Origin of the sequence: Atlantibacter sp. RC6 (assembly GCF_014193285.1) — a bacterium.
In the GTDB taxonomy this organism is placed as follows: domain Bacteria; phylum Pseudomonadota; class Gammaproteobacteria; order Enterobacterales; family Enterobacteriaceae; genus Atlantibacter.
Window position 1 is genome coordinate 156,657 of sequence record NZ_JACHZE010000004.1, and the last position, 23,309, is coordinate 179,965.

A 23,309-nucleotide genomic window follows, 5' to 3' on the forward strand; every position below is an offset into this window, starting at 1 on the left:
GATGCTGCACGCTGCCCTCACAGCCGCGCGCCGTCTGACGCAGCCGGCCATCGCCCTGGTGATGGTCGCCTGGCCGTTCATTATCTGGTTCGGCATCACGCATCACGCTCTCGCCTGGCTGCTGCCGGTGATGGTGCTGCTGCTGTTGATCCGCCTGCGCCAGGCGCGGCTACGCGGCGGCCCGCTGCGGCTGATTGCCAAAAGCGTCGCCCTGACCGGCGTGGTGCTGTGCGTGGCGAGCCTGGTCCTGCGCAGCCATCACCTGCTGCTGTGGTATCCGGTGGTGGTGAACGCGCTGCTGCTGGGGATGTTCGGCGCGTCGCTGTGGAGCAGTATGCCGCTGGTGGAGCGTATCGCCCGCCTGAAAGAGCCGGATCTGCCGCCTGCGGGCGTGCGTTATACCCGGCGCGTCACCCAACTGTGGTGCGGCTTTTTTATTGTTAACGGCAGTGTCGCGACCTTTACCTGCTGGTACGGCGACACCGATCTCTGGACCCTCTGGAACGGCATGATCGCCTATCTGTTGATGGGCGCTTTGATGGCGGGGGAATGGCTGGTACGCCAACGCGTGATCCAGCGGGATGTATCATGATGACCACCTTACCTCTGGCGCAGTGGCTGAGCGCGCAACGCCCCGACGACACGCCCGTCGCCTGGCTGGGCGACCACACCTGGACGCTGGGCCAGATGCGCCATGACGTCGCAACCCTGGCCCGGCATCTGCGCAAGCAGCCCGGCGAGCGCTGGGCGCTGTGCTTTGAAGACAGCTACCTGTTTATCGTCGCGCTGCTCGGCGCGCTGCACGCGGGCAAAACGCCGGTGATCCCCGGCCACAGCCGCCTGTCGCTGCTGGACGAGCAGCGGGAATTATTCCACGGCGTACTGAGCGACCGCACCCTCGGCTGGAACGGCCCGATGGTGGTGGTGGCCTCAGCGAAGCGTTCGTCCGGGGCGATCGACCTGCCGGCGATCGACCCCGCGAGTTTTGTTGAGATCTTCACCTCCGGATCCACCGGCACCCCGCGCCGGGTGATCAAGCCCATCGCGTCGCTTGATCGCGAAGCCGCGCTGCTGGCGGAACGCTTCGCTGAACGGCTGGCGGGCTGCCGGATTGTCGCCTCGGTGGTGCCGCAGCATCTTTACGGCCTGACATTCCGCATCTTCCTGCCGATGTCCCTCGGCTTGCCGCTGCACGCCGCCATGACCTATTACGCCGAACAACTGGTGGCGCTACCCGCCACCCACCGCTACGGCTTTATCAGCAGCCCGGCGTTTTTAAAGCGGCTCGATCACACCCTGACGCCGCCGCCCATCGCTCTGATTGTCTCCGCTGGCGGCATGCTACCCTGGGGCGATGTGGTACAAACGCGGGCATGGGCCAACGTCACGCCGGATGAAATTTACGGCAGCACCGAAACCGGCATTCTCGCCTGGCGCTATCGCGCCGAGGACGACACGCCCTGGCTGCCCTTCGCCGGGATGCGCTTCGAGCAGGAAAACGACGCCTGGCGGGCGTTCTCCCCACTGATCCCCGACCCCGCCGGACTGCTGCTGGACGATAATCTGGCCTTTGAAGACAACGGCCTGTTTCGCCTGCATGGCCGCCGGGGCCGGGTTGTGAAAATCGAAGAAAAACGCATTTCACTGTGCGAAGTGGAGCAACGGCTGCTGGCGCTGGACGGCATCATTGAGGCCGCCGCCCTGCCCATCACCCGCAACGGTCGCCAGGGTATCGGCGTGCTGGTGGTGGTGGATGACGCCACCCGCGCCCGTCTTAACGCCGCCGCAGGCAAACAGCTGGAGCTGGCCTGGCGCAAGGCGCTGATCCCGTGGCTGGAGCCGGTGGCGATCCCGCGCTACTGGCGGGTGATCGACACCATCCCGGTTAACAGCATGAATAAACGCGTCTATGCGCAACTGCAGGAGTTTTTCCATGACCCCGCATGAAATTGCCCGCACGCGGCTTGCTCCCCATCGTTGGGAGATCTGTTTGCGCCTCGACCCGGCGCTGTTCTGGTTTAAAGGCCATTTCGCCGTGCAGCCGCTGCTGCCGGGGGTGGCCCAGCTTGACTGGGTAATGCATTACGCCCGGGAACTGCTGGCCCCGGAGGCCCGGTTCCATAAAATCATTAATGTGAAATTCCAGGCACCGCTGCTGCCGGACAACGAGGTGTGTTTGACCCTCGACTGGCAGCCGGAGCGCCACACGCTCTCCTTTAGCTATCAGCGTCTGTGCGGTGAACAGCGCCTGCCTGCCAGCAGCGGGAAAATCCGGTTATGCCAGTAAGCGACGCGTTCTCGCCCTGCGTGGTGATCCCCTGCTACAACCACGGCGCGATGATGGCGCAGGTGCTGACGCGCCTCGCGCCGTTCGGTTTGCCGTGCATTGTGGTGGACGACGGCAGCGACGCCGCCACCCGGCAAGCGCTGGCTCAGTTGCAGACCGATTTCCCGGCGCTGACGCTGGTGCGGCTGGCGCAAAACGCCGGTAAGGGCGCGGCGGTGATCCGCGGGCTGGAAGTGGCCCGCGACGCCGGGTACAGCCATGCAGTACAGGTGGATGCCGACGGACAGCACGCCATTGAAGATATCCCGCAGTTTCTGGCCGAGGCGGAACGCCACCCTGACGCGCTGATTTCCGGCCAGCCGATTTATGACGACTCCATCCCGCGCTCGCGCCTGTATGGCCGCTGGGTTACCCATGTGTGGGTGTGGATTGAAACCCTGTCCCTGAGCCTGAAAGACAGCATGTGCGGGTTTCGCGTCTATCCGGTCGCGCCAACCCTGGCGCTGGCGCAGCACATCGCCCTTGGCAGGCGCATGGATTTTGATACCGAAGTGATGGTGCGCCTCTACTGGCGCGGCCATCCGAGCTATTTCATCCCGACCCGCGTCACCTACCCGCAGGACGGGCTGTCGCATTTCGACGCCCTGCGCGACAACCTGCGTATTTCCTGGATGCACACCCGGCTGTTCTTCGGCATGCTGCCGCGCGCGCCGGGGCTGCTGATGCGTAAACGCCGCCAGCACTGGGCGCGCACTGACGAGGTCAAAGGCCTGATGGGAATGCGCATCATGCTGGCCGTCTGGCGCTTACTGGGACGCGGCGCGTTTGAACTGCTGCTGCGCCCGGTGGTGGGCGTTTACTGGCTGCTGGCCCACGACGCGCGCCGCGCCTCGCAGCAGTGGATCGACACGGTGACGCAACAGCGGGCCGCGCGGCAAATCCACGACAATCAGCGCCTGAGCAGCTATCGCCACTTTTTGCGCTTCGGCAGCGCAATGCTCGATAAAGTCGCCAGCTGGCGCGGCGAGTTGCAGCTCGGCAAGCAGGTGGTATTTGCACCGGGCGCGGAAGCGGTGCTGGACATTACCGGGCCGGACGGCAAGTTGATCCTCGCCTCGCATCTTGGCGATGTGGAGGCCTGCCGGGCGCTGGCCCAGCGCAGCGGCGCGCGCACCGTTAACGCGCTGGTGTTTACCGATAACGCCCGGCGCTTTAAGCAGATTATGGAAGAGATGGCGCCCCAGGCGGGCGTTAACTTGATCCCGGTGAGCCATATCGGCCCCGACACCGCCATGCTGCTGAAAGAGAAGCTTGATGCCGGTGAATGGGTGGCGATTGTTGGCGACCGCATCGCGGTCAACCCGCAGCGCGGCGGTGACTGGCGAGTGATCTGGAGCCGCTTTATGGGCCGCCCCGCCCCGTTCCCCCAGGGGCCGTTTATTCTGGCCTCGGCGCTGCGCTGCCCGGTGGTATTGCTGTTCGCGCTGCGTGAACAGGGCCGTCTGGTCCTGCACTGCGAGCCGTTTGCCAGCCCGCTCACGCTGCCGCGCGCCACCCGCCAACAAGCGTTGCAGGAAGCGGTTGATCGCTATGCCGCGCGTCTGGAGCACTACGCCCTGCGCTCGCCGCTCGACTGGTTTAATTTTTTCGATTTCTGGCAGTTGCCCGACGCGGCGCGCCAGCAAGATAAGGAGTAACAGGTGCTGAACGATCCGCGTTTTACCGCCGAAGTTGAGCTGGCCATCCCGTTTCACGATGTCGATATGATGGGAGTGGCGTGGCACGGCAACTATTTCCGCTATTTCGAAGTGGCCCGCGAAGCGCTGCTGAATCAGTTTGATTACGGCTACCGCCAGATGAAAGAGTCCGGCTATCTGTGGCCGGTGGTCGATACCCGGGTGAAATACCGCGATGTGCTGACTTTTGAGCAGCGCATCCGCGTGCGGGCGCGCATTGAGGAGTTTGAGAACCGCCTGCGCATCGGCTATGAAATTTTCGACGCCGCAACCGGCAAACGCACCACCACCGGTTACACCATCCAGGTGGCGGTGGAAGAAGCCACCCGCGAACTCTGCTTCGTGAGCCCCGCCATTCTTTTCGAACGTATGGGAGTGACGCCATGAGAGCGCTGACTTTGGTCCTGTTACTCCTCAGCCCGCTGGTGCACGCCATTACGCTGGATGACCTACAACAGCGCTTTACTTCGCAGCCGGTGGTACGCGCGCACTTTGTGCAGGAGCGGCAGATTAAAGATATGCGCCAGCCGCTGCGCTCCTCCGGCGAGATGATCATCGCCCGGGATAACGGCTTGCTGTGGCAGCAAACCGCGCCATTCCCGATGACGCTGATGCTCAACGACAGCCAGATGGTGCAAGTGATCAACGGCCAGGCGCCGCAGGTCATCACCGCGCAAACCAACCCGCAGATGTTCCAGTTCAACCACCTGCTGCGCGCCCTGTTCCAGGCCGACCGCAAGGTGCTGGAGCAGAATTTCCGTCTCGATTTCCAGGATAAAGGCAATAACGCGTGGCAACTGGTGTTAACGCCCATCACCACGCCGCTGGATAAAATTTTCGCCACTATCACGCTGAACGGCAGCGCGTATCTGGATGCCATCCAGTTAGACGATAAACAGGGGGATAAAACCCACATCACCTTTAGCCAACACCGCCTGACGCCAGCGACCCTGACCGATGACGAACGCCAACGTTTTGCATTCTGAGCCGCGGCGCCGCGGCGCGCTGATCTGGCTGGCGGTTTGCCTGTTATTCGCAGCGACGCTGGCGGCGCTGCTGCCCGGCGCGCGGATCAACAGTTCGGTGCTGGCGCTGCTGCCGAGCCAAAGCCTGGGCGCGGTGCCGCCTGCGCTTAACGACGGCTTTATGCAGCGCCTCGACCAACAACTGGTGTGGATGGTGAGCCCCGGCAAGCAGGCCGATCCGGCTGCCGCCCAGCGCTATCTGGATTTATTGCGCCAGCAGCCCGCGCTGGCGAAAGTTGGCGGTCCGGTGGACGCCGCCGCGCAGCAGGCGTGGGGCGAATTCTTCTTTACGCACCGCAACGGCAGTCTCGACAGCGCGACCCGCGCCCGGTTGCAGGACGGCGGCAACGCCCAGGCGCAGTGGATTTTATCCCAGGTCTATTCGGCGTTTTCCGGGGTTAGCGGCAAGGAGCTACAGCACGATCCGCTGATGCTGGTGCGCGGCGCGCAGATGAATCTGGCGCAAAACGCCAGTCATCTGCGGCTGCTCAACGGCTGGCTGGTAGCCCAGGATACGCAGGGCAATGACTGGTATTTATTGCACGGCGAGCTGGCCGGCTCGTCATTCGATATGCAGCAAACCCACCAGATGGTGGAGACGCTCAACGCCCTGCAAGCTCAGTTGAAAAGCGAATTCCCGCAGGCGCAGGTGCTGTCGCGCGGCACGCTGTTCTACAGCGATTACGCCAGCCAGCAGGCGAAGCATGATGTCTCGACGCTCGGCGTCGCCACGGTGCTGGGGGTGATTTTGCTGATTGTCGCGGTATTCCGCTCGGTAACGCCATTGTTGCTGTGCCTGCTGTCGGTGGGCGTCGGCGCGCTGGCAGGCAGCGTGTCGGTGCTGCTGGTGTTCGGCGAACTGCATTTGATGACGCTGGTGATGAGCATGAGCATCATCGGCATCTCGGCGGACTATACGCTTTACTATCTCACCGAACGGATGGTGCACGGCGCGGAGATGTCGCCATGGCAAAGCCTTGCCAAAGTGCGCAACGCGCTGCTGCTGGCGCTGCTCACCACCGTAGCGGCGTATCTGATCATGATGCTCGCGCCGTTCCCCGGCATCCGCCAGATGGCGCTGTTCGCGGCGGCGGGGCTGAGCGCCTCGTGCCTGACGGTGATTTTCTGGCATCCGTGGCTGTGCCGCCGTTTGCCGGTACGCCCGGTGCCGGGCATGGTGTGGCTGATGCGCTGGCTGGCGGCGTGGCGGCGTAATAACGCGCTGCGCATCGGGTTGCCGGTGGCGCTGGTCATTGTTTCTGTCGCCGGATTGAGCCTGTTGAAAGTGAACGATGATATCGCCCAGCTCCAGGCGCTGCCCGCCGATATCCTGGCCCAGGAAAAAACCATCACCGCGTTAACCGGCCAGGGCGTCGACCAGAAGTGGTTCGTGGTGTATGGGGATAATCCTGAGCAGACGCTCCAGCGCCTCGAAGCCTTTACGCCCGTACTGGCGCAGGCCAAAGACCAGGGGTTGATTGACAGTTGGCGGCAGATCCCGCTCAACTCCCTCGCCCGCCAGCAGCAGGATCTGGCGCTGATCGAACAGAGCGTGCCGACCGTGCGCCAGGTGCTGAGCCAGGCGGGCATTACGCTCAATGACCCCGACATCCGCCCAATGACGGTCACGCCGCAGCAGTGGCTCAACAGCCCGGTGAGCGAAGGCTGGCGGCTGATGTGGATCACCCTGAAAAACGGCCAGAGCGGCGTGCTGGTGCCGGTTAACGGCGTAACGGCCAGCGACGCGCTGGAGAATCTGACGCACCAGGCCACCGGCGTGGTGTGGGTGGATCGCAAAGCCAGCTTTGATAGCCTGTTCGCGCTGTACCGCACCCTGCTGGGCGGGTTGCTGGGCGTGGCGCTGGTGATTATCGCCATCGGCGCAGTGGCGCGGCTGGGCCTGCGTAAAGGCGCGATAAGCCTGGTGCCGTCGCTGCTGTCGCTCTCTACCGGCCTGGCGGTACTGGCGTTTACCGGTCACAGCCTGAATCTGTTTTCCCTGCTGGCATTAGTGCTGGTATTAGGGATAGGCATTAACTACACGCTGTTTTTCAGCAATCCACGCGGTACGCCGCTGACCTCGCTGCTCGCCGTCACCGTGGCGATGATCACCGCGCTGTTGACCCTCGGCATGTTGGTGTTCAGCAGCACCCAGGCGATTGCCAGCTTTGGGATTGTGTTGTGCAGCGGCATCTTCACCGCTTTCATGCTATCGCCGCTGGCGATGCCGGACCGAAAAGAGAGAAAGAAACGATGAAGCAGACACTCTGGCGCGCGGGCCTGTTGCTTGCGGCGCTGTGGCTCGCCGGATGCAGCCATTCCACGCCGACGGAAACCCGCCCTAAAGCCTGGCTGAAGCCGGGGGTGCAGGTGACGCTACCGCCGCCGGGCATTACCCCGGCGGTGAATTCCCAGCAGTTGCTGACCGGCAGCTTTAACGGCCAAACCCAGTCGCTGCTGGTGCTGCTCAACGCCGATGAGCAAAAGCTCTCGCTGGCCGGATTATCGTCAGTGGGCATCCGCCTGTTTTTACTGACTTACGATCAAGCCGGCATCCATACCGAGCAGTCGATTGTGGTGCCGCAACTGCCGCCTGCCAGCCAGGTGCTGGCAGATGTGATGCTCAGCCACTGGCCGATTGCCGCCTGGCAAACCCAGTTGCCGAAAGGCTGGACGCTGCGTGATATTGGCGATCGCCGCGAACTGCGCGACGCCAGCGGCAACCTGGTGACGGAAATCACCTACCTGCTGCGCAAAGGCAAACGCGAGCCGATCAGCATCCAGCAGCACGTGTTCCACTACCACATCACCATTCAATACCTTGGTGACTGATATGATTTATATCTCTGCCATCGGCATGGTCAATGCGTTGGGCAACACGCTCGACGATATCGCCCGTCAGTTAGCGCTCGGCGTCGCGCCGGGCATGAAGCCGCGCCAGGGCTGGCTGGTTAACGGCGACGACGCAGTACTGGGCGGCGTAGAGGGCGATCTGCCCGCTATTCCAGCGCATCTTTCGGCCCACCGTTCGCGCAATAACCAGCTACTGCTGGCGGCGCTGGCGCAGATCCAGCCGCAGGTGGACGACGCCATTGCCCGCTACGGCAACGAACGCGTGGCGGTGATCCTCGGCACCAGTACCTCCGGGCTGGATGAGGGCGATCGGTTTGTGAGCCATCACCATCACCGCGAGCGCGACGATAACTGGCACTATTACCAGCAGGAGCTGGGCGATCCGTCGCGTTTCCTGAGCCAGTATCTGAACCTGTCGGGCCCGGCGTACACCCTTTCCACCGCCTGCTCCTCCAGCGCCCGCGCCATTATCAGCGGCCGCCGTCTGATTGAAGCCGGTCTGGCGGACATGGCGATTGTTGGCGGCGCGGACTCGCTGAGCCGGATGCCGGTGAACGGTTTCGACAGCCTGGAGTCGTTTTCCACCACCCTTTGCCAACCGTTCGCCCGCGAACGTTGCGGCATCACCATCGGCGAGGCGGCGGGCCTGCTGCTGCTCACCCGTGAGCCGCAACCGCTGGCGCTGCTGGGGGTGGGCGAATCCAGCGACGCGTTTCATATTTCCGCGCCGCATCCCGAAGGTGAAGGGGCGATCCGGGCGATTCATCAGGCGTTACGGGACGCCGGGCTAATGCCGCAGGATATCGGCTATATCAACCTGCACGGCACCGCCACGCCGCTTAACGACCAAATTGAGTCCAGGGTGGTTAATGCGATTTTCGGCGCTGACACGCCGAGTAGCTCCACCAAACATTTAACCGGGCATACCCTGGGCGCGGCGGGCGTGACCGAAGCGGCGCTCAGCGCGCTGATATTACTGCGCGGTCTGGATTTACCAGCTCAGGACTTCCGCGACGCCACGCCGGACGACAGCCTGCCGCCGTGCGGGCTGTTGCATGCGCCTGCGCCGCTGGCCCGCCCGGTTATTTTGTCGAATTCCTTCGCGTTTGGCGGGAATAACGCCAGCCTGATTATTGGGAGATGTTGATGAGCGGTTACCTCACACCAGGCGACTATTTACCCCACGACGCGCCGATGCTATTGCTGGATGAGGTCATCAGCGTCAGCGCCGACAGCGCCCGCTGCCGGGTTGCGCTGAATGCCGACGGCGTACTCGCGCCGTTTCTCGACGACGAAGGCCGCCTGCCCGGCTGGTACGCGCTGGAGCTGATGGCGCAAACCGTCGGCGTCTGGTCCGGCTGGCACCGCCACCAGCAGGGCGAAAAGCGGATTTCCCTCGGCATGGTGCTGGGCGCGCGGGATCTGGAAGCGAAAGTCAGCCACTTCCCCGCCGACGCCACGCTGGATATCGCGGTACACCTACTAATGCAGGACAGCCGTTTCGGCAGCTTCGAGGCGACGATTTATCAATGCGGACAGCCCGTGGCGACGGGGCGTATTAATACTTTTCAGCCGGACGAGGCTGAATTAGCACAGCTATTTAACCAGGGATCACCACAATGAGTCGTTCAGTTCTGGTCACCGGGGCCAGTAAAGGCATTGGCCGGGCCATCGCCATTAAACTGGCTGCGGACGGGTTTACCGTCGGCGTGCATTACCATCGCGACCTGCCAGGCGCGCAGCAAACCCTGGAACAGATCGCAGCGGCGGGCGGCCAGGGCCGTTTGCTGAGTTTTGACGTGGGCAACCGCGAGCAGTGCCGTACGGCGATTGAACAGGATATTGAGACCCACGGCGCGTGGTACGGCGTGGTGAGCAATGCCGGCATCGCCCGCGACGGCGCGTTCCCGGCGCTAAGCGACGAAGACTGGGACGGGGTGATCCATACCAATCTCGACAGTTTCTATAACGTGATCCAACCCTGCGTGATGCCGATGATCGGCCTGCGCAGCGGCGGGCGGATTATCACCCTGTCATCGGTATCCGGCATCATGGGCAATCGCGGCCAGGTGAACTACAGCGCCGCCAAAGCCGGGATTATCGGCGCCACCAAAGCGCTGGCGATCGAACTGGCGAAGCGCAAAATCACCGTTAACTGCATCGCCCCCGGCCTGATCGACACCGGAATGATTGAGATGGAAGAGGCCGCGCTGAAAGAAGCGATGAGCATCATCCCGATGAAACGTATGGGCCAGGCGGACGAAGTCGCCGGGCTCGCCAGCTACCTGATGTCGGATATCGCCGGTTACGTCACCCGCCAGGTTATCTCTGTAAACGGAGGCATGTTATGACGCGTCGCGTTGTTATTACCGGTATGGCCGGCGTCACCGCGTTTGGCGAAACCTGGCAACAGGTGGCGGCACGGCTGAAACAGGGCGAGAACGCAGTGCGCCAGATGCCGGAATGGAAGGTTTACGATGGGCTGCACACGCTGCTGGGCGCGCCGATTGACGATTTCACCCTGCCGGAGCACTACACCCGTAAGCGCATCCGCTCCATGGGCCGGGTGTCGCTGATGTCGACCCGCGCTACCGAACTGGCCCTTGAGCAAGCAGGGTTGATTGGTGAGGAAGTGCTCACTAATGGCGAAACCGGGATTGCCTACGGTTCCTCTACTGGCAGCACCGGGCCGGTGAGCGAATTCGCCACCATGCTGACCGAAAAGCACACCAACAACATCACCGGCACCACCTATGTGCAGATGATGCCGCACACCACGGCGGTGAATACCGGGCTGTTCTTCGGGTTGAAAGGCCGGGTGATCCCCACCTCCAGCGCCTGCACCTCCGGCAGCCAGGCGATTGGCTACGCCTGGGAAGCGATTCGCCACGGTTATCAGACGGTCATGGTAGCGGGCGGCGCAGAAGAGCTGTGTCCGTCGGAAGCGGCGGTATTCGACACCCTGTTCGCCACCAGCCAGCGCAACGACGCGCCAAAAACCACGCCGTCGCCGTTCGATAAAAACCGCGATGGCCTGGTGATTGGCGAAGGTGCGGGGACGCTGATCCTTGAAGAGCTGGAACACGCCAAAGCGCGTGGCGCGACCATCTACGGGGAGATCGTCAGCTTCGCCACCAACTGCGACGCGGCGCATATCACTCAGCCGCAGCGGGAAACCATGCAGATTTGCATCGAAAAAGCGCTGAAAATGGCGGGCCTCAGCCCACGCGATATGGGCTATATCAGCGCCCACGGCACCGCCACCGATCGCGGCGACATCGCCGAAAGCCAGGCCACCGCAGCGCTGTTCGGCGCGCAAACGCCGATCTCCTCGCTGAAAAGCTATTTTGGGCACACCCTGGGCGCCTGCGGCGCGCTGGAAGCCTGGATGAGCCTGGAGATGATGCGTGAAGGCTGGTTCGCCCCGACCCTGAACCTCCAGCAGCCTGACGAGCAGTGCGGCGCGCTGGATTACATCATGGGTGAGCCGCGCTATATCGACTGCGAGTTCCTGCAAAGTAATAACTTTGCGTTTGGCGGCATCAACACGTCGCTGGTGATCCGCCGCTGGCCATAACCATGCTACGGCTGATTGAGGGTGAGATTTCACAGCTCAGCGCGCCGCACGTCGTAGCGCGCTGGCTGCCAGCGGATATCGCCGCCGCAGCGCCCGAAGGTCCGCGCCGCCCGTCCTGGCTGGCGGGCCGGGTGATGCTGGCGGCGCACTGCCCGTCAGAAAGTTTGCAGGCGCTTACTTACCATCACCATGGCAAACCCCTTTTCACTCGCCCCGGCGCGCCGCATTTCAATATCGGCCACAGCGGCGATCGGATTGTGTTGGTTATTGACGATTGCGCGCCGGTCGGCGTGGATATCGAGATCCTGCGCCCGCGGCGCGCCTGGCAGCGCATCGCCGCCGACTATTTTGGCGAGGCTGAGTCTCGTCGCTTAGCGGCCCTGCCGCAGGACGAGCAACTACTGGCGTTCTGGCGCGGCTGGACGTTGCGGGAAGCAGTGTTGAAACAGCGCGGAGGCAGCGTCTGGCAAATGGCGGCACTGGATATGTCGCCCGAATCGCTAAGCCAGCAAAATCTCTTTACCGCATGGCATCACGGCGCGACGACGCTGATTGCCGTCTGCGCCGCGCATCCGTTTGAGCTCACCCTCAGCGTGATGACCGGCGTTTAAGCCGCCACGCGACGCGCTGCCTGATAGTGCGCACGCCAGTATTCATTACTCAGGGAAGAAATCGTTACGCCCTGGCTGGTCGACGCGTGAATGAATTCATCGCCGCCAATAAACACGCCGACGTGACGCTGGTTGCGGCCCGTTTTGAAAAACACTAAATCACCGGGCTTTAATTCGCCGCGCGACACCGCTTTGCCGTGGCGCAACTGTTCCGCAGCGGTGCGCGGTAGCGATAAAGCAGTAGATTCAGAAAACAGATGCTGCATCAGTGCTGAGCAGTCCACGCCGCGATGGCTGCTGCCGCCCATATGATAGCGGGTGCCTTTCCAGGCGGAATATTGTTTTAATAATCGCGCTTTCAATACTTCATTGGTCATATCACGGGCAATAAACATTTTCCCGCTATGCATTCGCGTTAAATGAAAGGGTGATGTATGAATGGGTGAGGTTAATTCAGCCGCAAAGGTTACCCGCGAAATAATAACGAATAAAACAAAAAATAATGACTTCATCATAACCATTAATCAATGAATAATTCACTCCTTACCTGACGGGATACCCCGGTTCGAATGACCTTTTCGAGGTGCGAACACTACCAGTTTGGTTATCTTTTACTCAATTAATTTTCTCTACAACAACCATTAAGCAATAGGTAATTGTTAGCTATTTCAGCAAGATAACGGAGAATTTATGAAAATATGAATTGTTCGCAATACAGGTCTGGTTCAGGATTATTCCGAAGTTATCCCCTTCAATAATAATTTGATTTTTCGTTATCGCGGGTTTACGGCAAACTACATCAAACATAATCGCATAATAGCGACACAATATAAGCAACACCGGGTTCGCATTTGGCAAGGCATGACAATTAATGATGCTGAATATCGTTCGAAACGCATTACATTTACGACGTATTAAACAGTGCGCGCGTAAACAAATGGCGCTGATTAATTTAACGTGGCTGGCGCGTAATTTTGATAAAGCGAATGCCCGGCTGGCGGTATATGGGCGAACTTACGCCATCGAAGAGTCATACCTGTCGGTCGAGACGCCGCTTCCCACGCAGTACATCGCGCCGGGGCTGCCGCTGGAGAGCGTCATCCAGAATTTGCTGGATCAATTCTTTCGCTGTCTGCCGGCGCGCCTGTCGGAAATCCGTATTCAGGAAGATCTGCCGGGTATTCTGACGCTGGGGTTATTTGTTCGCGGCAGCAATACGCGATTAATGGCGTTTACCCTGGTGGATGAAGTCGCCTGGTATCTGTTTCACTGCGGATGGGAAGTTTCGGTTTCGGAGGAGATGCTGGAGCAAGCCGACGCGCGTTATCGTCAGCTTACTCAGCAACAGCACGTTCACCACGCGCCGTCATGACAGCGTGACGCGGGTATCGGGCCCACACAGCCGAATTGGTTGCCCGGCGTTGAGTTTTTCAATGAACTGGCTGTGTTTATTGCTACTGATCCCGCGGCCGCACCACAGCAGGTGATGCTGATAGCGTTGGGTAGACACCGCTGGCTTATCGCTGACCCGTAAGGAGAGTTCGACACCAAACCCCTGACGCGTCAGGCGGATCGCCTCCAACCAGACATCGGTTTCGTCGGCAATGCTTACTGCTTCCAGAAACAGCGGCACACGGTTATTTCGATAAGCATCGCGCATGACGCACTGGGCGCGATGTAATACCGCCTCATGAAAACGAGCAAGGCGTCGCACCGAGCCTGCAAGGGTGTCTTCCTGGCGCAGCCATTTATTTAACGGCCGCAAAACATGATTAATATAATCATCGCCACAATACTCATGGTCGATTTTACGCATCAAGCGCGCCAGAGCACGATCGGAGCCATATTCCAGTTGCCATAATAATTCGCCGCGATGGGCGGGCCAGCCTGCCGTCCAGGTGCGCTTGCCTTCTAATTGCCAGACGCGAATTTCAGTTAACGATGCGCCACTGGCAGCCATATCAACGACGCGATGAATATCGCCGATCTGCTCAATCTTCCAGCCGGTTTGTGAATCATGCAGGCTGATTAATCCCGCTTTTGACCAACGCTCAATACAGGCAGGATGGCTACCCGTTATCGCGCAAATCGCTTCGGTTGAAAAAGTATTCATTCGAACCCCTTAGTGAGGGGAATGGCCGTCGGATTTAATCCGGGGATGGAGGACCATTGTGTACTTTTATAGCGGGGAAATATACGTTTATTTATTAACCAGCCAGATTAATTTCCTGAATAATTATTCCCTAATACAATCAGGGAGTAAAAACACCGCATGAAAATATATGATGTATGATATGTACGATGTCGGGCGCTTCGTTTGCTTATTAAGGAGTAGTTTAATTGACTTTAAAATAATATCTCATCCATTGCGCCGATAAAATTACAATTATTCGCCATGCCAATAAAATATATTCTTTCGCTGGTTGTCGTTTTTATGGCGACTTAAACACAGCGTAAAGCGGCGAATTTATTTTTTACCTCATAGAACATTCTGAAAATTACGCAAGCAAAGCGGTGTAAAGTCAATTAAATATCCGAACAAAAATTAAAACTATTCGCGGGTTCGCCACCTGGCGTCTACCTTTATTAATCCCACATATAAACGAGACGCGAACCATGACGATTAATGATAAACACCATCTCAACTATCCCCGCCCTCCTTTCGCTGAACAACCGCAAAAAGCGCCGGGCCTGGCATCTGAAATGAAGCCGTTGCCGGATCATGGCGAAACCAGTTATATCGGCTCGGGTAAACTGGAAGGGAAAAAAGCATTAATCACCGGAGGGGATTCCGGGATTGGTCGTGCAGTGGCCATTGCATTTGCCCGTGAAGGCGCAGACGTGGCGATTAATTATCTGCCGGAAGAAGAAACCGATGCCGCTGCGGTGATTGCGTTAATCGCCGCGGAAGGGAAAAAAGCGGTGGCGATCCCGGGCGATATTCGTTCAGAAACCTTTTGCCAACAGCTTGTTGAAAAAGCCGTTCAACAGTTAGGCGGTCTGGATATTCTGGTGAACAACGCTGGACGCCAACAATATTGTGAGTCGATTGAAGAACTCACTACCGATGCCTTCGACGACACCTTTAAAACCAACGTGTATGCCCCGTTCTGGATCACCAAAGCCGCGGTTCCGCATCTTCAGGAAGGGGCGGTGATCATCAATACCTCGTCGGTACAGGCCTATAACCCGAGCGACATCTTACTCGACTACGCCCAGACCAAAGCCTGTAACGTGGCCTTCACCAAATCGCTGGCGAAACAGTTGGGCAAGAAAGGCATCCGCGTTAACGCCGTTGCCCCAGGCCCTTACTGGACGCCGTTGCAGTCCAGCGGTGGTCAGCCGCAGGAGAAAGTGATGCAGTTCGGCGCCACCGCGCCGCTGGGCCGTCCGGGCCAGCCAGCGGAAATCGCGCCGCTGTACGTGACGTTCGCCTCCGACGCCTGCTCGTTCGCGTCTGGCCAGGTATGGTGCTCAGACGGTGGTACAGGAACGCTATAATTAGACGGTCGTTGCTGGCGCAAGGGGATTGCCTGATGAAAAACCAGACCTATCACCATCAACAACGCATTAATGGTTATGCGGGGCTGGGGGACTATGCCGCTCTCGGCGACGGTCGTTCCGTCGCCCTGATCGCGCCAGACGGAGCTATTGACTGGTGGTGCGCGCCCAATATGGATTCGCCCGCCCTGTTTGACCGCATTCTGGACGCCAAAAAAGGCGGCTATTTTCAGATAGCCCCGGTGGGCGACTACTGCACGGAACGGCGCTATCGGGATAACAGCAATGTGCTGGAAACCTGCTTTAAAACCGCCACCGGCGAGGTGCGCATCACTGAATCCCTGAATAGCACCTTTGCCGGGCGTCTGCCATGGTGTGAACTGGCGCGGCGGGTTGAGGGCGTGAAAGGCAACGTGACGCTCAAACTCTGTTTTGTACCCGGCACAGCGTCCTGTACGCGCGCGGCGTGGATCGCCCCTTCACGCCTTGGCGATGTGCTGCACATCGGCGATTTAATGGCGATGCTGCGCACCCCGGATGACATGGAGTGTTCGATTAAAGACGACCAGATGATTGAGGGCACTTTTTGTGTGTCTGAAGGCGAGCGAACGCTGGTGGCGCTACTGGTCAGCCAGAAAGAGCCGCTGGCGGTGCCGAGCATGGAATCCATCGACGAGCGCATCGAGAACAGCGATCACGCCTGGCGGCACTGGACTGAAAGTTTAACCTATCAGGGTGAGTTTAAAACTCACGTTAACCGCTCGGCGTTGGCGCTGAAATTCCTGCTTTATTCACCCACTGGCGCGCTGGCCGCCGCCCCCACGACCTCGTTGCCGGAAGGCATTGGCGGGATCAAGAACTACGATTACCGCTACGCCTGGATACGCGACGCCTGCCTGATTATTCGCGCCTTTGCGTTTATTGGCGCGCTGGCGGAGTGTAAAGCGGCCTTCTCGTGGCTGACCGCGACCATTCTGCGCCACGAAGGCGCATTGCGGGCCTGCTACACCCTGGACGGCGATATCGTGCCGGACGAAAAATTCCTGCCGCTGGAAGGTTATATGGGCTCCCAGCCGGTGCGGCTTGGTAATAACGCCCAAAGCCAACAGCAACTGAGTATGTATGGCGATATGCTGGAAACGGCGTTTTTGTTCGTCAATGCCGGTCACGTTCTGGATCTGACCACCTCGCGTCTGCTGGCCAAGCTCGCCAACGAATGCGCCGATCTGTGGCGGCAGGACGATTCCGGCATCTGGGAACTGCACGAGCGCCGCCATTACACCCATTCCAAAATCGCCTGCTGGATCACGCTGGATATCGCTATCCGTCTGGCGGAGGAAGGCCATATCGAGACAACCTGGCAGCACCGCTGGGAACGGGAAAAAACCCGCATCAGCGACTGGGTGGAGACCCACTGTTGGTCTGAAGAAAAGCAGGCTTATACCTTTTACGCCGGGACGGACAAACTCGACGCCGCGCTGGGGCTGGTGTGGTATTACGGGCTGAAGATTAACCCCGATCGCATGAAATCCACCTATGACGCGATGGTCAAAGAGTTAGGGCACGGCACGCCGATGCTCTACCGCTACAGCGACGTGGAGCGCGAAGAGAGCACCTTTGTCGCCTGCTCGTTCTGGCTGGTAGAAGCCTGGGCGCGGCTGGGCGATCAGCAAAAAGCGCGCGAGTATATGAATCAAATCCTGGGAACGCTGTGCCATAAAGGCAACGTTGAAACCTTTAATGAGATGTTCGATGTTCGCACCGGTGAATGGCGCGGCAACGTCCCGCAGGGCTTAAGCCATCTGGCGCTGATCTGCGCGGCGGACGGTATCGCCGGGAACCGCTTCTGGGTGAAAGAGGATGAGTAACGGTGATGCCGCCGTTGCGCCATGCGCGTAACGGCGGTGATGTTTACAGTACTCTTTGCGGCCACACCACATTCGGCACGCCGTTGAGCACCGGTCTGGCGAACAAAAAGCCCTGAAAACGCTGAACGCCAGCGGCCTCCAGCCAGCACCACTCTTCGACCTTTTCCACGCCTTCGGCCACCACGCTGATTTCCAGCGCCGAGCAGCAGCTCAGGATCGCCTGCACAATCGCCTGCTTTGGCCCATGCACGTGGATATCGCTGACGATGCTGCGGTCGATTTTGAGTTTATCCGGCTGGAAGCGGGTGAGCAGCGACAACCCGGCAAACCCGGAACCAAAGTCGTCAATCGCCAGGCCGATGCCTGCTGAACGCAGCTCGCGCAACGCCACCTGGAAGGCGTCGAAGCGGGAAATCACCTCATCTTCCGTCACCTCGACAATGACCTGCTCCGGCACCAGGCCGTTGCGGGCGATCTGCTCCAGCAAAATATTCACGGCGTTCGGCACGGTCACCAGCGACATCGGCAGCAAATTGATGGAAATTTTATGCTCGCCAATGCCGATTTTACTGGCCAGCGCAAAAGCCCAGGCTTTGGAGTAGAGATCGGCTTCGTGCAGCTTATTTTGCGGAATGGTGTTGAAATATTGCTGGGGAGAACCGCCGTCCGGGCTGCGGATCAGAGCTTCAAGGGAGCTGATTTTGCCTTGCAACGGCTCAACGATGGGCTGCAACGCAAACTGGCAGGGCTGCGCCGACGCCAGCGGTACGGTAATCGATTCAAAGGCGCGGCTGTCCTGGATGAACGACCAGTCGCGCGGTTCGGTACTGTGCGTAAGAAGCGTTTTCCAGTCGCCTTTAATAAAGGCTTTAATAAACTTATAGACGCGATCTTCACCAGCCAGGTCGAAAAACCGCGAGCTTTTAATGAGCGGCGTGCGGAACACGGCGCTTTGCTGCGCGCTGCGCAGGTCGATTAACTCCATACCCAGATTGTTAAAGCGCCGCCGCGGGGCATAATCGCGCATCAGCTCAACCACGCTGTCATGCCGGGGGTCCAGACGGATGGTCTGGTACAGGAAATTAACCGATTCCAGTGGCCCTTCAAGCACTTGCAGAAAATGCGTACCGTCAAAAAGCAGGATGCCTGTGACCTGTAAGCTTTCATTTTTCGCCTGCGCCCTGGCCACCAGTGGCGGTAATTGTTCAGGAGTAAACCCTGAATGTAAGCGACTCCGGTAGATTAACGTCGAAAGCATCAAATCAAGTCCTTTTGCGTAGGAGACGTGCTAAGGAGACAAGCTAAGTGTCGCGAGTGAAAGCCGTCCCAGAATACCTGTAATTTTTTGGAAATAACAACCAGCCGGGCAAAGAAATAAAGTAATCAGAGGAGTATGCGCATAAAAGCCATAATCAATTAAGGGATAAAGACAGGATTTTTAAGGTTTACCGGGGGATAGCAATATGAAAAGAAAGGGAAAATATCATTAAAATGAAATTATTTCATCACATAAGTGAAATAAGATGAACCACCGGGGATATGTCCCGGTGGCATAAGCTTATGAGCATTATTTCTGGTCGGGTTTCTTATCACCTGATTCCGGCGCATTAGTCGGATCGTCTTTTTCTTTTTCGTCTACCTGTAGCTGAGCGAAAAATTTCATTATGCCTCCTCAATAATTGTCTGAACTCATGGTGAATATATTCTGATAACCTTTTTCAGACTATAAAGTATGGTCCAGACTGGCGGATTTTCCAGATCAATAATTAATTTTCGTTGCGGTCGCTTTTGCCGCTTCGTTTATTTGGCGGTGGGTTCAGGATTGTTCTGATACAAAAAAATGCCGGCTATTCTAAAAATAACGGTGAATCAGATTCACGTTTTGTTGTTTCCGTTAACACTTTGATACTCAACCATCAACCTGGTAATGGAGATTATTATGTTTTCGCATTGGCTGGTTCATAAACAGGGCGCGATAAACGATCTTTTTTTCCCGGTACGCATTGGTAATAAGCTTTGCCTGATCCTGCGCAAAGGCGGGGTAATATATAAACCCGCCGGCTGGCTAAAAAAGGAAAAACATCATCTGTTCAGGCTGAATAAATTTTGAGTGTCCGGGTTTCACCGACGCCGCGAAAAAAAGCGTCATGCAACGCCACCTGATTTCGCCCCCGGTGTTTAGCGCAATAGAGCGCGGTATCCGCCGCGCTGTATAACGATTCAAAATCACTGTCGCGTAAACCGAGGCTGACGCCAATACTGGCAGTCACTAATTGCCCCGGCAGCGCATCCAGCGGCGAGGCGTTTAACGACGCGTGGATATAACCCGCCGTAATCATCGCATCCTCAATCCGCGCATTCGGTAACAGAATGGTAAACTCTTCACCTCCCACCCGGCCAATAGCGGCAAATTCCGGCACCGCGCGGCGAACCCGCGCCACCAGCGAGCAAATCACTTTATCGCCCATCGGGTGGCCGTGCTCATCGTTGATGCGTTTGAAATGGTCGATATCCAGCAGGATCAGCGCCACATTGCCCTGGGTCAGCGCCTGGTTAATCTGATTGATGATGGCGCTGCGGTTAAACACCGCCGTGAGCGGATCGTGAGTGGCTTCGTATTCCAGCTGTTTCGCCAGCTGTTGCAACTGTTCGTTGATGCGGTTTAGCTCGCGCTCCGCGCGGTCGCTGCGCGAGATAAGCCGGTAAGATTCGCGGATCAGGCGCTGATAGCGCAGAGCCAGCACCAGCAACTCTTCGCGGCAGGCGTCCGCAGGCAGCGAAGCGTTGGCGGCAGCTTCCCGCGCCTCTTCCAGCACCGAAAATTCATCCCTGAACAGTTCGTTAATATCTAACATGCGCTTAAATCCGCAATCGGCGTGACATTCAGCGCCGGGAAATCAAGGCTCAACTCCTGGCCGAACTCTTCGGAAATATCATCCTCAACGTCGTAATACCAGTACAAATGGCACGGTTTGCCGGCCTGCGCAAAGCGGTTCAGGCAGTCGAATAACTCAAACAGCAGTTTGGTGCTGGAGCTGTTGAAGTAGCTCAGCGCCACGTGGATCTCCACGCTGTGGGGCGCGGCGGCGCGCGCCTGTAGCCAGGTGTCAACCGCCTCCAGCAGCGGGCGAAAAAACGCGGCGGCGTTTTCCGGATAGGCTTCGCCTTTTATCATCAGGCGGCAGGCCGCAAAGTCAAAATGGACTTCCGGCGTAGAGTGCGTGGCGGCAAGCGCAATGGACGGGGTTAACGTAGTATCAGTCATGGCAAAAGGTTGCCTTCAGGTGGAAGGCGGACAATGGGCTGGCCGCCAGTGGATGTAAGCGATATTCCAGCGGTTCGCTGGTGTCTCGCGCCATCGTCAGCAAGCCGATATTGGCTCCTTTGCTGGTCGGCGGCGCTTCGCTGCGCAGGCCCTGTTTCCAGGCCTGTTTAATTTCTTCCTGGGTCATGGTGCGCAAGACTTCCAGGTTGGTCTGAAGTAATGAGGACGCCTCCTCGCTCACCAGATTGGCGGTTTCCAGGTAGTAGTGGCGATGATCGGTGTGGAAGCACAGCGAGCCGAAGCGCAGCTCCTCCTGGCCGGTACACAGATAGCGTTCATCCGACGAGTAGCGGACAATGTTCTGCCCCATCTCGACAAATACCGAAAACAGCCGACGGCGTATCGCCGACGAGGATTCGTGCTTATCCAGCCAGACCCGAATCACCTCCCCCATCGCAATAATGTTCTGTTGGGAAAAATAGCCGGTATAAAACAGCGCAACATCGCTGTGGCGCGACAGCCCGAACAGGGGCATCAGCACGGCTTCTTTTACCTGAATATCGTTCATTTTCATCTGCATCTCACCAGCGAAAGCCAAACCATGTCATGTCGTCCCGGCATATCTGTTCGCCCTGCCAGCTTTTTAGCGCCGCCAGCAGCGCGTCGGAGCGTTGCGCCATTGGCCGTTCGCGCTCCTGCAACAGCAGCGCCTGGATACGTTTCTTACCCAACATGATCCCACGCTCGCCGCCAGGCTGATCGGTGACGCCATCGCTGACAATCAGCACCTGATCGCCGCGCCTGAGCGGACAGCAATGGCGCTGCCACTGATAGTCCGACGGGGTATCGATATAGCCCAGGCCCTGGCGATCGCCGCCGAGTACGGCCACCGCATCCGCGTCGCTCGCCAGTTGAAAGGCGTGCATCTGCGCATTGGCCCATATCAGCTGCTGGTTATCGGTGTCGACAAACAGCGCGATAGCGTCGCAGCCGTCATTGGACTGGCTTTTTTCGGCGCTGGGCTGGAGTTGGCTCAGGGTTTGTTTGATGTGCTGATTAATAATGCTCAGCAGGCGCTCCGGCTCGTGGGGCGGTGCCTGGGTCAGCGCTTTTTCCAGCGCCGAGGAGAAAATAAAGGTCATAAACGCGCCCGGCACGCCATGGCCGGTACAGTCCGCCACCACCTGAAGCCAGCCGTGTTCGAACGGGTAAAAGGCGTAGATATCGCCGCCCACGCAGTCGCGCGGATGCCAGTACAGACACCAGTCATCAAGGTGGCTTTCTATCGACTGGCGCGAGCGGTTGAGCATCGATTCCTGAATCACCCTGGCGTACTCAATGCTCTGCATAATTTGCTGGTGCTGTTTCGCCTGGCGTTCAGAGACGGTTTTAATCAGGTCGATACCCAGCCCGATACCCACATATTGGCCCTCGTCGGTGAGGATAAAACCTTCCGTTACCGCTTTATCGCCGGTTTCGATCACCCGCTCCGCCAGATAATCCAGCCCGGCGTCGGCCTCGACAATCAGCGGTGTTTTATCCATAAACGCGATGCAGCTTTTCTGATCGTACAGTTCATGAAAGAACGGGCGGCTCATCTGGGAGAGGAAAATATGGCGGTTGATCATGCCGATGGGCCGGTTCAGCTCCAGCACCGGCAGGCCAATCAACGATTTGTGGTGAGTAAACAGCGCCATAACCTGTTGGTTACTGGACGAGGGCGTCACGTGCGGCACCACGATACGCAGCATTCCTGCGTTCAGTTCACGTGACGAAGAAACCATTGCCAGAGGTAAATCCATGATGGATGATGACTCATTACCGTAAGAATTATCTCAGGGTATGAGGCAATTGTGACAGTTTTATCTCAGCGGCGCGGCTTGGTTAAAATCAAGATAAAATAATCACATAACCAAAATCACGCCGCGTCGTCGCTACTGATAAAAGCGCGCCATCATCAGCATCACTGTGACAGCATTTTCGGTGAATCGATCACTTTCGCCTGCGGCACGGCCTAATAAATCAAATAAAGAACGTTACGCTGAATCGAGTCACATCGCCCCGCTTCGCAGGTTTATTTTTCAGAATAGAGATTGACTCGCTCCGGCATTTTCACACGCTAACATGCCGTTATTTTTTCAGATATTGACGGTCTGGCCGATTATTTAACAATTTATCGGTAATTAAAAAAGCAAAATGGATGAATAATTTAACTGCGGAAAATACTCCCTTTTAAGTATATTTTTTCACGCCACAAAGCACGCCTTCTTATCGCTAAAAAAATAGCCAGAAAGATTTAACTTAAATCGCTTAATTTTCATAGGATTAATACCATAAAAATTATCATTCCTCTGTTTTAACTAGCTGTGTTCGGCCATTTTTATCTTATGCTCAACATGTAATCCGCTTTAACAACGCTATTTGAGATCACAAAACGTCCCCCACCCGGTAACACCCACCCTACAAATTGACCTTGAACAAAAATAGACCTTTTTGTCTGTGATAATTTTCGCACGGCAATTTCTGCAATGTGGTGCTTTTCCAACACCCAACACCTGGGAAATTTCTCCGGCTAATAACTAACCA

The 23,309-nt window shown here is 57.9% G+C and carries 23 protein-coding genes; 16 read left to right on the plus strand and 7 right to left on the minus strand.

Annotated features, from left to right (window positions below):
• Window position 1: 1 nt before the first annotated feature.
• The 13 genes from FHW74_RS11175 to acpT are packed head-to-tail and all read left to right on the plus strand — an operon-like array spanning window position 2 to window position 12,089.
• Window positions 2-592, plus strand: a complete 591-nt coding sequence (locus tag FHW74_RS11175; RefSeq protein WP_183170501.1) for a hypothetical protein — start codon at window positions 2-4, stop codon at window positions 590-592.
• Window positions 589-1,947: an acyl-CoA synthetase gene (locus FHW74_RS11180; protein WP_183170502.1), complete on the plus strand. Its 1,359-nt coding sequence runs from the start codon at window positions 589-591 to the stop codon at window positions 1,945-1,947. Before FHW74_RS11175 ends, FHW74_RS11180 begins: the two co-directional genes overlap by 4 nt.
• Window positions 1,934-2,287 (plus strand): hydroxymyristoyl-ACP dehydratase, encoded by a 354-nt coding sequence (locus FHW74_RS11185; protein ID WP_183170503.1) that lies wholly within the window; start codon window positions 1,934-1,936, stop codon window positions 2,285-2,287. Before FHW74_RS11180 ends, FHW74_RS11185 begins: the two co-directional genes overlap by 14 nt.
• Window positions 2,278-3,984, plus strand: a complete 1,707-nt coding sequence (locus FHW74_RS11190) for a glycosyltransferase (RefSeq protein WP_183170504.1) — start codon at window positions 2,278-2,280, stop codon at window positions 3,982-3,984. Before FHW74_RS11185 ends, FHW74_RS11190 begins: the two co-directional genes overlap by 10 nt.
• A 3-nt stretch (window positions 3,985-3,987) precedes the next feature.
• Entirely contained in the window at window positions 3,988-4,410 is a 423-nt protein-coding gene (locus FHW74_RS11195) for a thioesterase family protein (RefSeq protein ID WP_183170505.1), read from the plus strand.
• Window positions 4,407-5,009 (plus strand): outer membrane lipoprotein carrier protein LolA, encoded by a 603-nt coding sequence (locus tag FHW74_RS11200; RefSeq protein ID WP_183170506.1) that lies wholly within the window; start codon window positions 4,407-4,409, stop codon window positions 5,007-5,009. Before FHW74_RS11195 ends, FHW74_RS11200 begins: the two co-directional genes overlap by 4 nt.
• The gene (locus tag FHW74_RS11205; protein WP_183170507.1) at window positions 4,981-7,305 is read left to right on the plus strand and encodes an MMPL family transporter; all 2,325 of its coding nucleotides are present in this window, start codon (window positions 4,981-4,983) and stop codon (window positions 7,303-7,305) included. The genes FHW74_RS11200 and FHW74_RS11205 overlap by 29 nt, the downstream gene beginning before the upstream one ends.
• The gene (locus FHW74_RS11210; RefSeq protein ID WP_183170508.1) at window positions 7,302-7,880 is read left to right on the plus strand and encodes a DUF3261 domain-containing protein; all 579 of its coding nucleotides are present in this window, start codon (window positions 7,302-7,304) and stop codon (window positions 7,878-7,880) included. Before FHW74_RS11205 ends, FHW74_RS11210 begins: the two co-directional genes overlap by 4 nt.
• 1 nt (window position 7,881) lies before the next feature.
• Complete coding sequence (locus tag FHW74_RS11215) at window positions 7,882-9,048, plus strand: beta-ketoacyl-[acyl-carrier-protein] synthase family protein (RefSeq protein WP_183170509.1); 1,167 nt, start codon at window positions 7,882-7,884, stop codon at window positions 9,046-9,048.
• Window positions 9,048-9,524, plus strand: a complete 477-nt coding sequence (locus tag FHW74_RS11220; protein WP_183170510.1) for a 3-hydroxy-fatty acyl-ACP dehydratase — start codon at window positions 9,048-9,050, stop codon at window positions 9,522-9,524. Before FHW74_RS11215 ends, FHW74_RS11220 begins: the two co-directional genes overlap by 1 nt.
• Window positions 9,521-10,252: a 3-ketoacyl-ACP reductase FabG2 gene (locus tag FHW74_RS11225; protein ID WP_183170511.1), complete on the plus strand. Its 732-nt coding sequence runs from the start codon at window positions 9,521-9,523 to the stop codon at window positions 10,250-10,252. The genes FHW74_RS11220 and FHW74_RS11225 overlap by 4 nt, the downstream gene beginning before the upstream one ends.
• Window positions 10,249-11,478: a beta-ketoacyl-ACP synthase gene (locus tag FHW74_RS11230; RefSeq protein WP_183170512.1), complete on the plus strand. Its 1,230-nt coding sequence runs from the start codon at window positions 10,249-10,251 to the stop codon at window positions 11,476-11,478. Before FHW74_RS11225 ends, FHW74_RS11230 begins: the two co-directional genes overlap by 4 nt.
• A 2-nt stretch (window positions 11,479-11,480) precedes the next feature.
• The gene (gene acpT, locus FHW74_RS11235) at window positions 11,481-12,089 is read left to right on the plus strand and encodes a 4'-phosphopantetheinyl transferase AcpT (RefSeq protein ID WP_183170513.1); all 609 of its coding nucleotides are present in this window, start codon (window positions 11,481-11,483) and stop codon (window positions 12,087-12,089) included.
• Here acpT and FHW74_RS11240 read toward each other — a convergent pair.
• Window positions 12,086-12,499: an NlpC/P60 family protein gene (locus FHW74_RS11240; protein WP_238406878.1), complete on the minus strand. Its 414-nt coding sequence runs from the start codon at window positions 12,497-12,499 to the stop codon at window positions 12,086-12,088. The genes acpT and FHW74_RS11240 overlap by 4 nt on opposite strands.
• Window positions 12,500-12,960: 461 nt before the next feature.
• Here FHW74_RS11240 and FHW74_RS11245 point away from each other — a divergent pair, with 461 nt between their 5' ends.
• A complete protein-coding gene (locus FHW74_RS11245) occupies window positions 12,961-13,461 on the plus strand; it encodes a hypothetical protein (protein ID WP_183170515.1) in 501 nt (166 codons plus the stop codon).
• Here the strand turns inward: FHW74_RS11245 and FHW74_RS11250 are convergent.
• Window positions 13,456-14,202, minus strand: a complete 747-nt coding sequence (locus FHW74_RS11250) for a transcriptional regulator (RefSeq protein ID WP_183170516.1) — start codon at window positions 14,200-14,202, stop codon at window positions 13,456-13,458. The two genes, FHW74_RS11245 and FHW74_RS11250, sit on opposite strands and share 6 nt — an antisense overlap.
• A gap of 503 nt (window positions 14,203-14,705) precedes the next feature.
• On the opposite strand from FHW74_RS11250, the gene FHW74_RS11255 reads away from it, so the two are divergent.
• Together FHW74_RS11255 and FHW74_RS11260 are read left to right on the plus strand one after the other, a co-directional pair.
• Window positions 14,706-15,590 carry an SDR family oxidoreductase gene (locus FHW74_RS11255; protein WP_183170517.1) on the plus strand — a complete coding sequence of 295 codons (885 nt, stop codon included), beginning with the start codon at window positions 14,706-14,708 and terminating at the stop codon, window positions 15,588-15,590.
• 35 nt (window positions 15,591-15,625) lie between these two features.
• Entirely contained in the window at window positions 15,626-17,458 is a 1,833-nt protein-coding gene (locus tag FHW74_RS11260) for a glycoside hydrolase family 15 protein (protein WP_183170518.1), read from the plus strand.
• Between the two features lie 43 nt (window positions 17,459-17,501).
• On the opposite strand, the gene FHW74_RS11265 is transcribed toward FHW74_RS11260, so the two are convergent.
• From FHW74_RS11265 to FHW74_RS11285, 5 genes are all read right to left on the minus strand, one after another.
• Window positions 17,502-18,716, minus strand: a complete 1,215-nt coding sequence (locus FHW74_RS11265; RefSeq protein ID WP_183170519.1) for a diguanylate phosphodiesterase — start codon at window positions 18,714-18,716, stop codon at window positions 17,502-17,504.
• A gap of 832 nt (window positions 18,717-19,548) precedes the next feature.
• A complete protein-coding gene (locus FHW74_RS11270; protein WP_183170520.1) occupies window positions 19,549-20,313 on the minus strand; it encodes a GGDEF domain-containing protein in 765 nt (254 codons plus the stop codon).
• Window positions 20,307-20,723, minus strand: coding sequence for a DUF1987 domain-containing protein (locus FHW74_RS11275; RefSeq protein WP_183170521.1), 417 nt, complete (start codon window positions 20,721-20,723; stop codon window positions 20,307-20,309). The genes FHW74_RS11270 and FHW74_RS11275 overlap by 7 nt, the downstream gene beginning before the upstream one ends.
• Window positions 20,716-21,297 (minus strand): SiaB family protein kinase, encoded by a 582-nt coding sequence (locus tag FHW74_RS11280; protein WP_255459904.1) that lies wholly within the window; start codon window positions 21,295-21,297, stop codon window positions 20,716-20,718. The genes FHW74_RS11275 and FHW74_RS11280 overlap by 8 nt, the downstream gene beginning before the upstream one ends.
• Before the next feature lie 7 nt (window positions 21,298-21,304).
• The gene (locus FHW74_RS11285; protein ID WP_183170522.1) at window positions 21,305-22,525 is read right to left on the minus strand and encodes a SpoIIE family protein phosphatase; all 1,221 of its coding nucleotides are present in this window, start codon (window positions 22,523-22,525) and stop codon (window positions 21,305-21,307) included.
• Window positions 22,526-23,309 lie beyond the last annotated feature (784 nt).

Excerpts from the sequence above, each read along its gene's own strand:
- FHW74_RS11280 (WP_255459904.1), bottom strand. The coding sequence starts at position 21,297 with ATGAAAATGAACGATATTCAGGTAAAAGAAGCCGTGCTGATGCCCCTG.
- FHW74_RS11270 (WP_183170520.1), bottom strand. The coding sequence starts at position 20,313 with ATGTTAGATATTAACGAACTGTTCAGGGATGAATTTTCGGTGCTGGAA.
- FHW74_RS11215 (WP_183170509.1), top strand. The coding sequence starts at position 7,882 with ATGATTTATATCTCTGCCATCGGCATGGTCAATGCGTTGGGCAACACG.
- FHW74_RS11285 (WP_183170522.1), bottom strand. The coding sequence starts at position 22,525 with ATGGATTTACCTCTGGCAATGGTTTCTTCGTCACGTGAACTGAACGCA.
- FHW74_RS11275 (WP_183170521.1), bottom strand. The coding sequence starts at position 20,723 with ATGACTGATACTACGTTAACCCCGTCCATTGCGCTTGCCGCCACGCAC.
- FHW74_RS11240 (WP_238406878.1), bottom strand. The coding sequence starts at position 12,499 with ATGCATAGCGGGAAAATGTTTATTGCCCGTGATATGACCAATGAAGTA.
- FHW74_RS11190 (WP_183170504.1), top strand. The coding sequence starts at position 2,278 with ATGCCAGTAAGCGACGCGTTCTCGCCCTGCGTGGTGATCCCCTGCTAC.
- FHW74_RS11220 (WP_183170510.1), top strand. The coding sequence starts at position 9,048 with ATGAGCGGTTACCTCACACCAGGCGACTATTTACCCCACGACGCGCCG.
- FHW74_RS11250 (WP_183170516.1), bottom strand. The coding sequence starts at position 14,202 with ATGAATACTTTTTCAACCGAAGCGATTTGCGCGATAACGGGTAGCCAT.
- acpT (WP_183170513.1), top strand. The coding sequence starts at position 11,481 with ATGCTACGGCTGATTGAGGGTGAGATTTCACAGCTCAGCGCGCCGCAC.
- FHW74_RS11260 (WP_183170518.1), top strand. The coding sequence starts at position 15,626 with ATGAAAAACCAGACCTATCACCATCAACAACGCATTAATGGTTATGCG.
- FHW74_RS11210 (WP_183170508.1), top strand. The coding sequence starts at position 7,302 with ATGAAGCAGACACTCTGGCGCGCGGGCCTGTTGCTTGCGGCGCTGTGG.
- FHW74_RS11175 (WP_183170501.1), top strand. The coding sequence starts at position 2 with ATGCTGCACGCTGCCCTCACAGCCGCGCGCCGTCTGACGCAGCCGGCC.
- FHW74_RS11200 (WP_183170506.1), top strand. The coding sequence starts at position 4,407 with ATGAGAGCGCTGACTTTGGTCCTGTTACTCCTCAGCCCGCTGGTGCAC.
- FHW74_RS11265 (WP_183170519.1), bottom strand. The coding sequence starts at position 18,716 with ATGCTTTCGACGTTAATCTACCGGAGTCGCTTACATTCAGGGTTTACT.
- FHW74_RS11180 (WP_183170502.1), top strand. The coding sequence starts at position 589 with ATGATGACCACCTTACCTCTGGCGCAGTGGCTGAGCGCGCAACGCCCC.
- FHW74_RS11205 (WP_183170507.1), top strand. The coding sequence starts at position 4,981 with ATGACGAACGCCAACGTTTTGCATTCTGAGCCGCGGCGCCGCGGCGCG.
- FHW74_RS11225 (WP_183170511.1), top strand. The coding sequence starts at position 9,521 with ATGAGTCGTTCAGTTCTGGTCACCGGGGCCAGTAAAGGCATTGGCCGG.
- FHW74_RS11255 (WP_183170517.1), top strand. The coding sequence starts at position 14,706 with ATGACGATTAATGATAAACACCATCTCAACTATCCCCGCCCTCCTTTC.
- FHW74_RS11185 (WP_183170503.1), top strand. The coding sequence starts at position 1,934 with ATGACCCCGCATGAAATTGCCCGCACGCGGCTTGCTCCCCATCGTTGG.
- FHW74_RS11245 (WP_183170515.1), top strand. The coding sequence starts at position 12,961 with ATGATGCTGAATATCGTTCGAAACGCATTACATTTACGACGTATTAAA.
- FHW74_RS11230 (WP_183170512.1), top strand. The coding sequence starts at position 10,249 with ATGACGCGTCGCGTTGTTATTACCGGTATGGCCGGCGTCACCGCGTTT.